Source organism: Rhodococcus yunnanensis NBRC 103083 (assembly GCF_001895005.1).
Taxonomy (GTDB): Bacteria; Actinomycetota; Actinomycetes; order Mycobacteriales; family Mycobacteriaceae; genus Rhodococcoides; species Rhodococcoides yunnanense.
Window position 1 is genome coordinate 36,840 of sequence record NZ_BCXH01000009.1, and the last position, 12,433, is coordinate 49,272.

The window sequence follows — 12,433 nt, forward strand, 5'->3', positions numbered from 1 at the left end:
GATGTCGATTGGGGTTTCAGACACTTGCCGGCAGCGCGCCGGGAAGTGGCGGTGGAGCAATTCCGTCACGGGAGGCACGCGTGTGCCGATTCTCCGCGAACGGGATCCCGAGATTGCCGCGCAGCGTGTTCTCCTCGTAGTCCGCGCGGACGACGCCGCGCTCGCGCAGGATCGGCAATACCTCGTCGACGAATCGCTGAAATTGCGCCGGGTGGCCGATGTGGATGTTGATACCGTCCAACGCCCGCCCGTCGAGCCAGCGCTGCAGCTCGTCGGCCACGGTCACAGCAGTGCCGGTGAACGGCGACAACTTGGGCGCGTTCAACGCCTCGACCGTCTGGCGCAGCGTCAGCCCCCGCTCGACTGCAAGCTCGGTGATCTTCTTGGCCTGGGTGTAGAAGCTGCGTTCGGCGTACTGCAGCGCCGAGGTCGGGAACGGCGCATCCAGATCGTACTGGGTGAAATCGTGCCACCCGAACGGTCGACCCAGCTCTTCGACGGATTTGCCGAAGTCGTTGTCGGCCAACTGCGTCGCACGTTCGATCTCGCGCGCGTCGGCGTCGGTGTCACCCACCGTCACCGACGCCCCTGGCAGTACGACGATGTCCTCCGGATCTCGGCCGTATGCCGCGGCGCGGGTCTTGATGTCGGTGTAGAAGGCAACACCGGCCTCGAAAGTGGGAGCGTGCGTGAAGATTCCGTCGGCGATGCGGGCGCCCAGGTCGCGGCCCTGCTCGGAGTCACCGGCCTGAAAGATGACCGGTTGGCCCTGACGTGAGCGCTCGAGGTTGAGCGGACCGACGACGGAGAAGTAGTCGCCGCGATGATCGAGGGTGTGGAGCTTGCTCGGATCGAGGAACGTCCGCGCCTGCTTGTCACGAGGAAACGCGTCGTCCTCGTACGAATCCCACAGTGCCTTGACGACCTCGACGTGCTCGAGCGCGCGCCCGTAGCGGGTTGCATAGTCGTAGTGCTCGTCGAGACTGTAATTGCCTGCGGTGCCCGCGTCACCGCTGGTGACGACGTTCCATCCGGCACGGCCCTTGCTGATCAGATCCAGCGATCCGAAACGGCGGGCGACGTTGAACGGCTGGTTGAACGACGTGGTGAGTGTTCCGACGAGCCCGATATGTTCGGTGGCGACGGCCAGCGCGGACAGCAGTGTCAGCGGCTCGAGCCGGTTCAGGTAGTGGGGCGGCGAGGACGGGGTGATGAACTGGCTGTCCACGATGAACACCAGGTCGAATCGTGCCTGCTCGGCCAGACGTGCGTAACGGATGTACCAATCGATGTCGACACTGGCGTCGCCGGGGATCTCGGGGTCGAGCCAGGAGTAGGGATGACCAGGGCCACCGGTCGGGGTGAGAACTGCCCCCAGCTTCAGTTGCCGTTTCGTCATGGATGTACTCCTTTGTCGTGTGCCACAAGTCGTTGTTCGGCACGCTTCGTGGAAGTGTATGAAACAAACGAGCGCGTGCAGAGAGTTAAATTCTCGATGGTTTGAAACATATTTTTTTGTTGCACCAGGTGGTTCGAACAAACATGGGTCAGTCGAAGTACTCGCGTGCCGACTCCGCTACCGCGGTGGCCACGAGATCGGCCAATTGATCGATTCCCTCTGACTCGTCGGGCAATTGGGTCGCCGAGATGCGCAGCAGATTCAGTCCTGACGGTTCGACGAACGAGCGCGATCCGGCTCCGACGGAGATCCCTTGCCGTGCCAACGCGACGAGCGCCGCCGTCTCGTCCGACACCGCAACCCACACGACCAGACTGTGCTCACCTGCGTACGCATCGATACCACGCGCGCCGAGAGCGTCGAGAAGCGCTGTCCGCCTGGAGGTGTACCGATCTCGGGCGATGTCCACCGAACGCTGCGCGTCGTCGCTTCCGATCAGGAATGCGAGGGTGTTCTGCAGAATTCGACTGTTCGATCCGACACCGTGGCTCCGAAGTTTCATCGCGTTCTCTATCAGGTCGCGCGAACCCCCGAGAACCGACGTTCGTACATCGATGCCGTATGCCTTGCAGTAGCTTCTGATTCGGATCACCCGGTCGGGAAGAACCGCGCCCATCGACGGCAGCGGTTCGGCTTCGAGGGGTCCTATCGAATCGTCCTCGATGACCCACACACCCTCGTGTCGACCGAGGACTTCCGCGAGTTCGGACGTCCTCGCCGCGGTCACGACGTGATCGACGGCGAACGGCGCACCGGGCTGGAAGACGAATGCGACTGCACCGGAACGTAATGCAGCGTCGAGCGCGTCGGGTCGGGGCCCGTCCGAATCCGCGCCGACGCCGATGGCATGCAGCCCCAGGTCCCGAATGGTATCGAGCACACCTGGTCCGAGCGGTTCGTCGACGGCGATCGTCGATCCGGGTGGCGCGGCGGCTTCGACGGCGAGCAGGAGCGCTTCGGTTCCGCCTCCTGCTGTCGCCCACGCCTGCGGCTCGAACGGCCAGCCGTCGGCGACTGCGGCACGCAGCCGCTCGGTCATGAGTTCTCGACCGAATACATTGAGCGTCTCGGCACCCAGACTCGACATCAGCGCGTCCGACAGCGACGGCTGCAGCGAGAGGTCGGGCGCGTTCTGCGCCAGATCGACGCCTCGCCAGTCCGGGATTCCGCGCTCGGGCACACTGTCCCGCGGCGGCAGCACGACGGTTCCGCCGCGCCGTCTGGTCTGCACGAATCCCTGCTCCTGCAGATGACTCCACGCGTTGACGATCGAGCCGACCGTGAGGTCCCCCGACTTCGCGAGTGCCCGAACCGTCGGCAGCCTGTCACCTGGGGCGAGCTCACCCGACCGAATCAGGTCGGCGACCGCGTCGGCCAGATCGCCTGTGCGGCCTGCGATGCGCTCGACGAGCCATTCGGGGGTTATGGCACCCGTCTCCAGCAGCGTTCCCATCGGGTGGCGATCTAACTCGCCGCGAGAGCGCCGACTGCGCTCCGCACCAGGATGTCCGGCGCACCGGGCAGTCGCAGGCGCTCGAGGAACTGGACCGTCTCGGCGGCAACCGATCGATGCGAGACGTCGTTGAGGATGTCGTGCCTGCCGCCGTCGACGAGCACGACCCGAGCGTCGGGCAACGAGTCCGCGACCCGAACGACGCCGTCCACCGGGCTGACCACGTCGGCTGTTCCGTGCACCACGAGGGCGGGTACCCGCACCACGGAGAGAACGTCCGTGGTCGCTCCGGGAGCGCGTGTCGCCAGCGCATCTCGGTCCAGGTTGGCGGCGGCATCGAGGACGCCTCGGTGAACCGGGCATGCCGATCGCAGTTCCAGCTCGTCGGTCCAGTCGGCCGTCGTCGCAGCGTTGCTCGTCGCAGCGTTGCTCGTCGCAGAGTTGCTCGTCGCGGCGGCGTCGACGAGCAGCCCTGCCGCCACGACCCCGGTGACGTCTCCTCGGGACGAGGCAACCGTCAGTGCCGTCAGTGCTCCACTGTCGGAGCCTGCGAGAACGATCGGGAGCGCACCATCTGCGTCGTCGACGGCCGCGGAAGCAGAAGTCGGGTCGTTTTCCACAACAGCTACCCGGTACCCGTCGAACGCGATCCGCCGGGCGAACCGGCCGTACACCCCTGCATGCTCGCCTCGGCCGGCCACTACTACCACCGAGCCGCGCACAGTCGTTTCGGGTTCCAGCCAGTCGATGCTCACAGATGTCCTCACTCGAGATGTTTGCGCAGCGCGTCCGGTCACCGCTTCACGTCACTGTGGCCGCTGGAAACAATTCGAACAAGAGTAAAAATCGGGCAGAACAAAACTCGTGCAATATCGACTACCTCGTGTTTTGTTCCGAACATATCTGTTCGGCCCATCGCACAAACCTGGTCGACATCGATCGACACCTACATGCCTCAGCCTCTCCACAGCCTTCCGGCTTCGTGGTTTGTCAGGATCCGAACATTCGACGGAGCGAGGTGCCGAGTGGGTGTTTGGCCGTGATCGAGCCGAAACGGATCTTTCCCCGGACCACGATGTGGAGTGGGCCGATCGGCGGGCCGGTGCGGACCTTGTTGTTCGCGCTCCCGCCGACGGTCTCGACGCCGTTGAGGTCGACCGTCGCCTCCGGAGGCAGCACGAGGGTGATGGAACTGCAGTAGTCGTCCACGGAAATCTCGACGACCTGGCTCGACATCACCGCCTGCGTGAAGTCCAAGGTCACACTCGACATCTTGCTGGTCACCGACAGCCGCGGCGGCACGGTCCACCGACCCTTGCGCGTGACCGTCGACATGGTGCCCCTGATGTCGCTGCTGCCGTTGCCGTCCCAGGGCGCCTGCGGGCGGGCCTGCGGCGGAGCGGCGAGCGAGTGCACCGGTCGATGCTCCTCGGCGATCCGCATGCCGGGAAGGTCGGCGAGGACGGAATTGAGTTCGCCGCGGGTCTTCGCCGCGAGGGCCGTGTCCATGCGTTCGGTGAACTCACCCAGAGACAACATCCCGAGCCCGACCGCACGCTGCAACAATTGGCCCACGTGTTCCTTCTCCGCATCGGACACCCGCAGATTCCGCTCCTCCATGACTGCCAGGATAGGGGTCAGACCGATCGGAGACCACGTTCGAGGACACCGAGCATGCCCTCGATCGATGCAGGCCACCCGAATTCCTCGGCCCGGCTGCGGGCGGCACCGCGTCGGGCCTCGGTGGGGAGTGCGAGCACCCGCGAGATCGCCGACGCGAATCCGTCGGGCGTGTCGTCGAACTGTCCCCCGCAGGCGGGGGTGACGATGTGCGCGAGCGCGGACGAGCGCGATACGACGACGGGTGTTCCCGCAGCGAGTGATTCGAGGGCCGCGAGCCCGAATGTCTCGTGCGGCCCCGGGGCCAACGCCACGTCGGCCGATGCCAGCAGCGACGCGAGTTCCGCTCGGCCGTCGACGAATCCGAGGAAATCGATCGGCAATCCGCGCGCACGACGTTCGAGGGCGAGCCGGCGCGGCCCGTCCCCGGCGATCACCAGACGAGCATCGACTCCCGAATCACGCAGTGCCGCAACGGAATCGATGCTCCGTTCGACCCGCTTCTCCACTGAGAGCCGCCCGCAGTGCACGAGGAGCTGTTCGGCACCGCCGTGCCACGCCGAGGCAGGGCCGTGGTGTCGTCGAGCCGGACTGAACATGTCCAGATCGACCCCGAGCGGCACTTCGGTGACATTGTTCGCGCCGATTCTGTCGAACTCTTTCCTGGCGAACGTCGTCGTGCACACGACGGCGTCGTACGACTCCGCTGTTCGCCGATTCGCGGCGTCGGCGATTGCACGAGCAGCAGTCGAGGGCAAGGCCTGCGCGAGCAGCCGGTCGAGCCGCTCGTGCGAGATCATCACACTTCCCACGCCGCGGCGACCGGCCCACGCACCCATCCCGCGAAGGGTCAACCGGTCCGACACTTCGAGGACATCGGGGCGTAGCGCGGCGGCGATGTCGGTGACCGTCCTGGGATCGGCGGCCCGGTACCCACCGGTCAGCGGGATACGTACCGCCGGAACCGTGATGCGGAGAACACCGGTCGGCAGAATCTGCTCTGTTCGCGCCGCTCCCGGCACGACGAGAACGACCTCGTGCCCACGCGCGCTGTAGCCGGCCCCGAGCTGATCCACGGCAGTACGCAGCCCTCCCGAGCGTGGCCCGTAGAAGTTCGCGAGTTGCACGATACGCATACGACCAGTCTCGTGCGTGGCCATGACCGGCGGACCAATGGACGACGAACAGTCGATCCATCGGAAATCGACACGGTCGGTTCGTCGAGTGCCAATCGGGGTAGCCACGGGAGATGAAGCTGACGTTGGCCGCGACCGGAACGGCTACCCCCGAACTCGCGTGGGAGCGCTACATGGACACGCGGCTGTGGCCGGTCTGGGCGCCTCAGATCCAGGGCGTCGAAAGCAGCGGTGACCGATTGGCCGCCGGTGTCACCGGACGAGTCGTCGGGCCGATCGGGTTCGCAGTGAACTTCGTCGTCGACGACGTCGACGAGCACGCGCGCATCTGGACATGGCACGCCTGGTGGCAGACGCATTTTCTGGGTCTTCGCCTGCGCCACAGCGTCGCCGACGACCCTCGGGGCAGTCGCACCACCCTGCAGATCGACGGGACTCCGCCTCTCGTCCTGCCGTACGCGCCGGTAGTCCGGTTCGCGCTCACGCAGCTGGTGAAGGGCTGACTACACAGTGCGCGTCCTACACAGGCCGCGTCCCCCACAGTGCGAGTCCTACTCGGTGCGGGTTGTCGTCTTCGGGTCGGTCGGGGTGTCGGTGACGTCGTCGGCATCGGGTGTCGGCAGCGACGGCGTGTCGCCCGACCCGTCCAGGTGATCGTCGAACTCCCCGATGGCCTCGTCACGCTCGGCGGCGTTCTGCTCGGTGTCGGCGCCCAGTCCACGAGACTTCTCGGTCGGGTCGACGGTGGTGTCCACTGGCTTGTCGGTGTCGGTCATGCCCACAGGGTTGCCCGCCGCCTACTGTCACAAACCCTGCTCGATCGCGTAGCGGGTCAACTCGACCCGATTGGCCAGGTGCAGTTTTCGCAGAGTCGCCTGAACATGGTTCTCGACGGTCCGGTGGCTCAACGTCAGCTTGGTGGCAATCTGTTTGGCGCTCAATCCCTTTGCGACAAGTCGGAGAACCTCGGTCTCCCGATCCGTCAGAGTGGGCCTGGCATCGAGCTCGGCGGTGGCGGGGCCTGCGGAGATTCGGCGATATTCACCGAGAACCAGACCGGCAAGGCCCGGAGTGAACACGGCCTGACCTGCTGCGGTAGCCCGAACCGCATCGAAGAGCTCCTCCGCCGATGCACTCTTGACGAGGTAGCCCGACGCGCCCGCCTTGATGGCGTCGAGCACATCGTCTCGTTCCGCCGACGCCGACAGCACGAGGATGCAACTGTTCGGCGACCCTGCCAGCACCTGCGCGGTGGCGTCGGCGCCGTTGCCGTCGGGAAGGTGCATGTCCATCAGTACGACGTCGGGCAGCGTCGCGGTCGCCCGTCGCCGCGCGGCCGCGACCCCGTCCGCAGTGGCCACGACGTGGAAACCCGCGGCGTCGAGATCCCTGGCGACGCCGTCGCGCCACATCGGGTGGTCGTCGACGACCATGATCGAAATCGGATTGTCCGTCACTTCTTCCCTTTCGGTACGCGAATCTCCCACTCGGTTCCCATGTCTTCTCCGGTGTCGAGAACCGCCGAACCGCCGAGGGTGTCGACACGTCCGAGAATCGACTTGGCCACACCCATTCTGCCCTCCGCTTCCGCTTCAGCGAGGCGACCTGCAGGGATTCCGCGGCCGTCGTCACGGACACACACCACTATCTCCTCGCCGACATCCTCGACCAGGACGTACGCGCGTGCACCGTCCCCGGCATGAAGTGCGACGTTCGACAGGGCCGTCGCGACGACGGCGGACAGCTCGTAGGCGGTATCGGGATGCAGCAGAACAGGATCGGCGGGTGCGGACAACGAGACCGTCGTCGACGTCTGCTGCCGGAGCAGGCTGCGAAGGTCGACGTCGCCACCGGCGCGGCTCGGCTCGGCCTGCTCCGAGATCAACATTCGAAGGGCGACCTCCTGCTCACCGGCCAGGTCGGCGAGTTCTGCTGCAGCACCGCCGATCTCGCCACCGCGCCGACGGACGAGCGCGAGGACCTGCAGAACGCCGTCGTGCACCTGCCTGGCGAGGCGCTCGCGCTCCTCGGTGATCGCAGCCAGACGAGCAGCGCGTTCGAGTTCTGCATGTGCACGCCTGGCAGTGTTGCTCGCCAGCCCGAGGGCCAGACCCACCGACACCAGGACCGGCGCCGTGGCGTCGGTCCACAGGTCGAGGTTCACCTGATCTCGCACGATCGCACTGACCGCCGACAGCAACACGCCCGACGCGATTCCGCCCTTGGGCCCGAACAGAATTGCCGCGGAGATGACTGCATTGGTGGCCCACAGCGTCGTCGGCAAGGTCTGGTGGGTGCTGTACCACTCGTGGTCCGATACCAGGCGCGTCGAGGCCATGAGACCGATCACCACGAGCTGATCGGCGAGTACGACCTTCCAACGCTCCACCGTCGCCCGGGACAACAGTATCGCCGATGCGCCGGTCCACACTGCCATCAGCGCCACGAAGAACCAGCTCAGCCGTTGCTCGGTGTAGTTGGACATCGAGGCGAGCTGATAGCTGATCGCATACAGAAGCGTGATCAGACGGAATGCCTGTGACGCCCGCCAGAGTGGGCCGACGGCGTCAGTCATGCTCGGGCTTGCGCAGTGAGCCCGGGTCGAGTTCTCGGTTGCGTGCATGCGGGCTGTCCGGTGCAGCAGGGAATCTCGGCTCTGCGGGATCGTGCTCTTCGAGTTCCTCGTACACCTCGTCCGGATCGTCGGCGAGCAGCGATCGGATAGCGGTGTTGAGCACGGCGACGATCGGGACCGCCAGCAATCCGCCGACGATCCCGGCGAGCAGAATGCCGACCGTGATCGCGAGCACCACCGCCAGCGGGTGCAGGCGCACTGCCCGCCCCAGCAGAAGCGGTTGCAGCACATGGCCTTCCAGCTGCATGACCGCGACGACGATGCCCAGCGTTATCAACGCGGTGATCAAGCCCTTGGTGACCAGCGCGATGAACACCGCGACGAACCCGGTGAGAAACGCACCGACGATCGGTATGAAGGCACCGATGAACACGAGGGACGCCAACGGCAATGCGAGCGGGACGCCGAGAATGGCGAGACCTGCTCCGATTCCGATCGCGTCGGCGGCGGCGACGGCGACCGTCGCGCGGACGTAACCGACGAGCGAGCCGAATCCCTGACTTCCCGCCAGACGAATTCGACGACGCGCCGACGTCGGGGCCAAACGGGTCACGAACTCCCAGATCTGATCGCCGCCGTAGAGAAAGAAGATGAGTGCGAACAGCGTCAGCAATGCACCGGTCAGGATTTCGCCGATGACCGTCGCGGTCGTCAGCGCGCCACTGGTGACGGCGGCTTGATTGTCCTGGATGACCTTGACGACGTTGTCGCTCGCCTGCCGGATCTGGTCCTCGCTGATATGCAGCGGGCCGTCGGTGAGCCATTGCTGGACGTCGTTGATCGATGTCGTGAACTGGTCACCGAGCTGCGGCAACCCATGGATGAACTGTTCGACGACGAACGTCATGATGCCCGCGACCACACCGATGCTCGCGATGATGACGATGACGACGGCCGCAGCTCGCGGGACACCGCGTCGTTGCATCCAGTCCACCAGCGGCACGAGCATCGCCGACGCGAGCAGCGCAAGACCGAGAGGAATGATCACCGTGTCCAGGCGAGCGACGACGTAGCAGAAGGTGATGAACGCGGCGAAGAGCACCAGCAGCCGCCACGCCCATTCGGCGCCGACCCGGACGAGCGGGTGAACCGAATCCGCCGCGGTGGAGCGCGCCTGAGGTGTGCCCGAGGGCACTCTTGGTGCTTCTGCCCGCGGCTCGTCTTCGGTCACCCGGTAAATTTAACCTGTGCTGGCATCTTTGAGAGCGGTCTCGCTCACCCTGAAGAGTCGCTGGCCTCTCTATATGTTGTCGATGCTGCTGGCCAATCTGTTCGGTGCGGTGTTGGTTTTCGCGTTCGTGCGCTACGGATTGCCGATCGCCGAATCGCAGTCCATCGTCGCGGACCGTGTGCGCAACGTCTATGTTTTCGGTGCTTATCTGGCGTTGGCGGGTCTGGTCAGTCTGTATTACGCGGCCAGGATGCTGCGCTCGGTCGTGCGGTGGCAGTTGCGCGGTGGCCCGCCGACTCGCCAAGAGCAGATGACGGCGTTGCACGCGCCGCTGCGTCAGGCCATCGTCCATCTTGTTCTGTGGGTCATCGGCGGTGTTCTGTTCGTCGTTCTCACGGTCACCGAGATGCCGTCGCTGTCGGTGGCCGTCATCGTCACTGTCGTCATGGCCGCCACGGTGACGTTCGGTTTCACGTACATGCTCGGCGAGCGCATCTTGCGACCCGTTGCGGCGATGGCGCTCAGCGAGGGCCGTTTCGATCGGACCATGACTCCCGGCGTCGGAACTCGCATGGCGATGACGTGGGGTCTGGGGACGTTGATGCCAGTCATCGGCATCATCTTGTTGTGCGCGACGCAGTTGACGACCGATCTGGTGTTCTCGCCGAATTCGCTCGCCATTGCGATCATCCTGCTCAGCGTTCTCGCGATCGGGCAGGCGTTCATTCTGTCGATGCTGACCGCGAGCCAGATCTCGGATCCGATCCGCCAGCTCAGGCGCGCCATCGAACGTGTGCAGCGCGGTGACAACGACGTCGAGGTCGATGTCTTCGACGGCAGCGAGATCGGCCGATTGCAGGTCGGCTTCAACCGCATGATGGAGGAGTCGGCCGAACGACGCGTCCTACGTGAGCTCTTCGGCCAACATGTGGGCGAGGACGTGGCGCGTCGCGCGTTGCAATTCGGTACCGAATTGGGCGGGGAAACGCGCTTCGTGGCGGTGCTCTTCGTGGACATGGTCGGTTCGACGGCGACGGCGTCGGAGCGCCCTCCCGGTGAGGTCGTCGTCCTCCTCAACGAATTCTTTCGCGTGGTCGTCGACGTCATCGACGAGCACCACGGTTTTGTCAACAAATTCATGGGCGACGCCGCACTCGCTATTTTCGGGGCCCCGCTGGATCGTCCCGATGCGCCGACGGCGGCGCTCGCTGCGGCCCGTGACCTGCGGTTCGCTCTCGACGACATCACCGGGCTCGATATCGGGATCGGCGTGTCGGCCGGTCTCGCAGTCGCCGGAAACATCGGAGCCAAGGAGCGGTTCGAGTACACGGTGATCGGCGATCCCGTGAACGAGGCGTCGCGTTTGACCGAATTATCCAAATTGCGGCCAGGTCGAGTATTGGCGTCGACGTCGGCCCTCTACTTCGCCAGCGACGAGGAACAGGAGCACTGGGAGCTCGGGGACCAGGTCCAATTGCGTGGACGACGACGCCCCACTCACCTTGCGTGGCCCATCGAGCATCCGTGATCGTGTCGGAGGGTGTGGTTACCCTGTGAAGGTGCCCGAACCGACACCCGAGGCCGCGGCCACAGTTCCGCGCCGCCGGAACCGGCTCCGCCTGTTGAAGTGGGTTGCAGCATTCGCCCTCGTCGCATTGTTGATCGGCGAGGGGATCTACCTGTGGCCGAGACTGCACGAATCGTGGACAGCGCTCACCGAGATTCACTGGGGCTGGCTCGCGGCGTGCATCTTCGCGCAAGCTGTGTCTCTGAGTGCGTTCGCTCGGGTGCAGAAGCAGCTCCTTCAGGCCGGCGGCGTGCGCGTCAGGCAATCCAAATCGGTTTCCGTGATCTACGGCAGCACCGCGATGTCCTTGACGCTCCCCGCGGGACAGGTCTTCTCCACCGCCTTCACCTACCGCGAGACCCGGCGGTGGGGTGCCAGTCCCGTCGTCGCGTCCTGGCAGTTGGCCATCTCGGGCGTCATTGCAGCGGCAGGGCTCGCCGCGCTCGGCGTCGGCGGCGCGCTGCTAGTCGGCGGCTCGGTCAGCACGTTCACGCTGGTCCTACCCATCGTCGGTGTCGCGGCCATCGTGTTCGGCGTCCGCTACATCTCTGCGCACCCGCAAAGCATCAGGGCGTCTGCGGGCTGGGTTCTGCACAGGGTCAACAACTTTCGCAACCAACCTCCCGACGCCGGCCAGGGACGGATCGACGAGGTCATCGAACAGATCCAGTCGGTTCGACTCGGCAAGCAGGACGCGGCGCTGACTCTGTCCTGGTCGGCGGTCCACCGTCTCGCCGACGTCGCCTGCCTCGGCTTCGCATGCTTCGCCGTCGGCTCCGACCCTCGACTGTCCGGCCTGTTGATCGCCTTCGCCGCGGGCAAAGCCGTCGGATCCGTCCCACTGGCACCCGGTGGCCTCGTCATCGTCGACGCCACCCTCATCGCCTTTCTCACCAGCGCTGCCAGCATCAGCGCCTCGCAGGCCGTCGCCGCCGCGTTCGTGTACCGAGGCGTCAGCTTCATCCTCGTCGCCATCGTCGGCTGGATCGTCTTCCTCGTCCTGTTCCGCAAGCACCAACACGAGGACCTGCACTACGACATCGCGATGGAACAGCGCGAGACCCAAGAACTCCACAAGGGTGCCCAAGCCGCCCGCGAGGGTAATCCAGAAGTCGACTCGTCGGACCCCGAATCCGCCTGACTTCCCCCTGCCCGGAGTGACCGAATGTCACCCTCGCGCACTCTGGGGGGGTGACCGAATGTCGCCCTCGCGCACCTGACCACACCGAATGTCGCCCTCGCTCACTCAGAGTGACCGAATGTCGCCCTCGCTCACTCAGAGTGACCGAATGTCGCCCTCGCACACCGCGGAGTGACCGAATGCGACATTCGCTCACCTGACCACACCGAATGTCGCCCTCGCTCACTCAAAGTGACCGAATGTGACATTCG

The 12,433-nt window shown here is 65.3% G+C and carries 12 protein-coding genes; 3 read left to right on the forward strand and 9 right to left on the reverse strand.

Annotated elements, in window-relative coordinates:
- Positions 1-16: 16 nt before the first annotated feature.
- The 5 genes from RY1_RS15680 to RY1_RS15700 all read right to left on the reverse strand — a co-directional run bounded on the left by RY1_RS15680 (position 17) and on the right by RY1_RS15700 (position 5,668).
- Positions 17-1,399 carry an LLM class flavin-dependent oxidoreductase gene (locus tag RY1_RS15680; RefSeq protein ID WP_072804659.1) on the reverse strand — a complete coding sequence of 461 codons (1,383 nt, stop codon included), beginning with the start codon at positions 1,397-1,399 and terminating at the stop codon, positions 17-19.
- Positions 1,400-1,547: 148 nt separating this feature from the next.
- The gene (locus RY1_RS15685; RefSeq protein WP_072804661.1) at positions 1,548-2,912 is read right to left on the reverse strand and encodes an aminotransferase class I/II-fold pyridoxal phosphate-dependent enzyme; all 1,365 of its coding nucleotides are present in this window, start codon (positions 2,910-2,912) and stop codon (positions 1,548-1,550) included.
- Positions 2,913-2,923: 11 nt separating this feature from the next.
- Positions 2,924-3,667 carry an alpha/beta hydrolase gene (locus RY1_RS15690; protein WP_072804663.1) on the reverse strand — a complete coding sequence of 248 codons (744 nt, stop codon included), beginning with the start codon at positions 3,665-3,667 and terminating at the stop codon, positions 2,924-2,926.
- A gap of 235 nt (positions 3,668-3,902) precedes the next feature.
- Entirely contained in the window at positions 3,903-4,532 is a 630-nt protein-coding gene (locus RY1_RS15695) for a DUF1707 SHOCT-like domain-containing protein (protein ID WP_072804665.1), read from the reverse strand.
- A gap of 17 nt (positions 4,533-4,549) precedes the next feature.
- Positions 4,550-5,668, reverse strand: coding sequence for a glycosyltransferase (locus RY1_RS15700; RefSeq protein WP_072804889.1), 1,119 nt, complete (start codon positions 5,666-5,668; stop codon positions 4,550-4,552).
- A 113-nt stretch (positions 5,669-5,781) separates the two neighbouring features.
- Here RY1_RS15700 and RY1_RS15705 point away from each other — a divergent pair, with 113 nt between their 5' ends.
- Entirely contained in the window at positions 5,782-6,171 is a 390-nt protein-coding gene (locus tag RY1_RS15705; RefSeq protein ID WP_072804666.1) for an SRPBCC family protein, read from the forward strand.
- A 48-nt stretch (positions 6,172-6,219) separates the two neighbouring features.
- On the opposite strand, the gene RY1_RS15710 is transcribed toward RY1_RS15705, so the two are convergent.
- The 4 genes from RY1_RS15710 to RY1_RS15725 are packed head-to-tail and all read right to left on the reverse strand — an operon-like array spanning position 6,220 to position 9,438.
- Positions 6,220-6,444 (reverse strand): autophagy-related protein 2, encoded by a 225-nt coding sequence (locus tag RY1_RS15710; RefSeq protein WP_072804891.1) that lies wholly within the window; start codon positions 6,442-6,444, stop codon positions 6,220-6,222.
- A 27-nt stretch (positions 6,445-6,471) separates the two neighbouring features.
- Positions 6,472-7,101, reverse strand: a complete 630-nt coding sequence (locus tag RY1_RS15715; protein WP_174565401.1) for a response regulator — start codon at positions 7,099-7,101, stop codon at positions 6,472-6,474.
- A gap of 20 nt (positions 7,102-7,121) precedes the next feature.
- Positions 7,122-8,243 carry a MacS family sensor histidine kinase gene (macS, locus tag RY1_RS15720; protein WP_139279874.1) on the reverse strand — a complete coding sequence of 374 codons (1,122 nt, stop codon included), beginning with the start codon at positions 8,241-8,243 and terminating at the stop codon, positions 7,122-7,124.
- Complete coding sequence (locus tag RY1_RS15725; protein ID WP_072804672.1) at positions 8,236-9,438, reverse strand: AI-2E family transporter; 1,203 nt, start codon at positions 9,436-9,438, stop codon at positions 8,236-8,238. Before RY1_RS15725 ends, macS begins: the two co-directional genes overlap by 8 nt.
- A 109-nt stretch (positions 9,439-9,547) precedes the next feature.
- Between RY1_RS15725 and RY1_RS15730 the strand changes: the two genes are divergently transcribed.
- Positions 9,548-11,002: an adenylate/guanylate cyclase domain-containing protein gene (locus tag RY1_RS15730; RefSeq protein WP_072804674.1), complete on the forward strand. Its 1,455-nt coding sequence runs from the start codon at positions 9,548-9,550 to the stop codon at positions 11,000-11,002.
- A 25-nt stretch (positions 11,003-11,027) separates the two neighbouring features.
- Positions 11,028-12,182: a lysylphosphatidylglycerol synthase transmembrane domain-containing protein gene (locus tag RY1_RS15735; RefSeq protein WP_072804675.1), complete on the forward strand. Its 1,155-nt coding sequence runs from the start codon at positions 11,028-11,030 to the stop codon at positions 12,180-12,182.
- Positions 12,183-12,433: the final 251 nt, after the last annotated feature.

Excerpts from the sequence above, each read along its gene's own strand:
- RY1_RS15705 (WP_072804666.1), top strand. The coding sequence starts at position 5,782 with ATGAAGCTGACGTTGGCCGCGACCGGAACGGCTACCCCCGAACTCGCG.
- macS (WP_139279874.1), bottom strand. The coding sequence starts at position 8,243 with ATGACTGACGCCGTCGGCCCACTCTGGCGGGCGTCACAGGCATTCCGT.
- RY1_RS15700 (WP_072804889.1), bottom strand. The coding sequence starts at position 5,668 with ATGCGTATCGTGCAACTCGCGAACTTCTACGGGCCACGCTCGGGAGGG.
- RY1_RS15715 (WP_174565401.1), bottom strand. The coding sequence starts at position 7,101 with ATGGTCGTCGACGACCACCCGATGTGGCGCGACGGCGTCGCCAGGGAT.
- RY1_RS15680 (WP_072804659.1), bottom strand. The coding sequence starts at position 1,399 with ATGACGAAACGGCAACTGAAGCTGGGGGCAGTTCTCACCCCGACCGGT.
- RY1_RS15685 (WP_072804661.1), bottom strand. The coding sequence starts at position 2,912 with ATGGGAACGCTGCTGGAGACGGGTGCCATAACCCCCGAATGGCTCGTC.
- RY1_RS15730 (WP_072804674.1), top strand. The coding sequence starts at position 9,548 with ATGTTGTCGATGCTGCTGGCCAATCTGTTCGGTGCGGTGTTGGTTTTC.
- RY1_RS15695 (WP_072804665.1), bottom strand. The coding sequence starts at position 4,532 with ATGGAGGAGCGGAATCTGCGGGTGTCCGATGCGGAGAAGGAACACGTG.
- RY1_RS15710 (WP_072804891.1), bottom strand. The coding sequence starts at position 6,444 with ATGACCGACACCGACAAGCCAGTGGACACCACCGTCGACCCGACCGAG.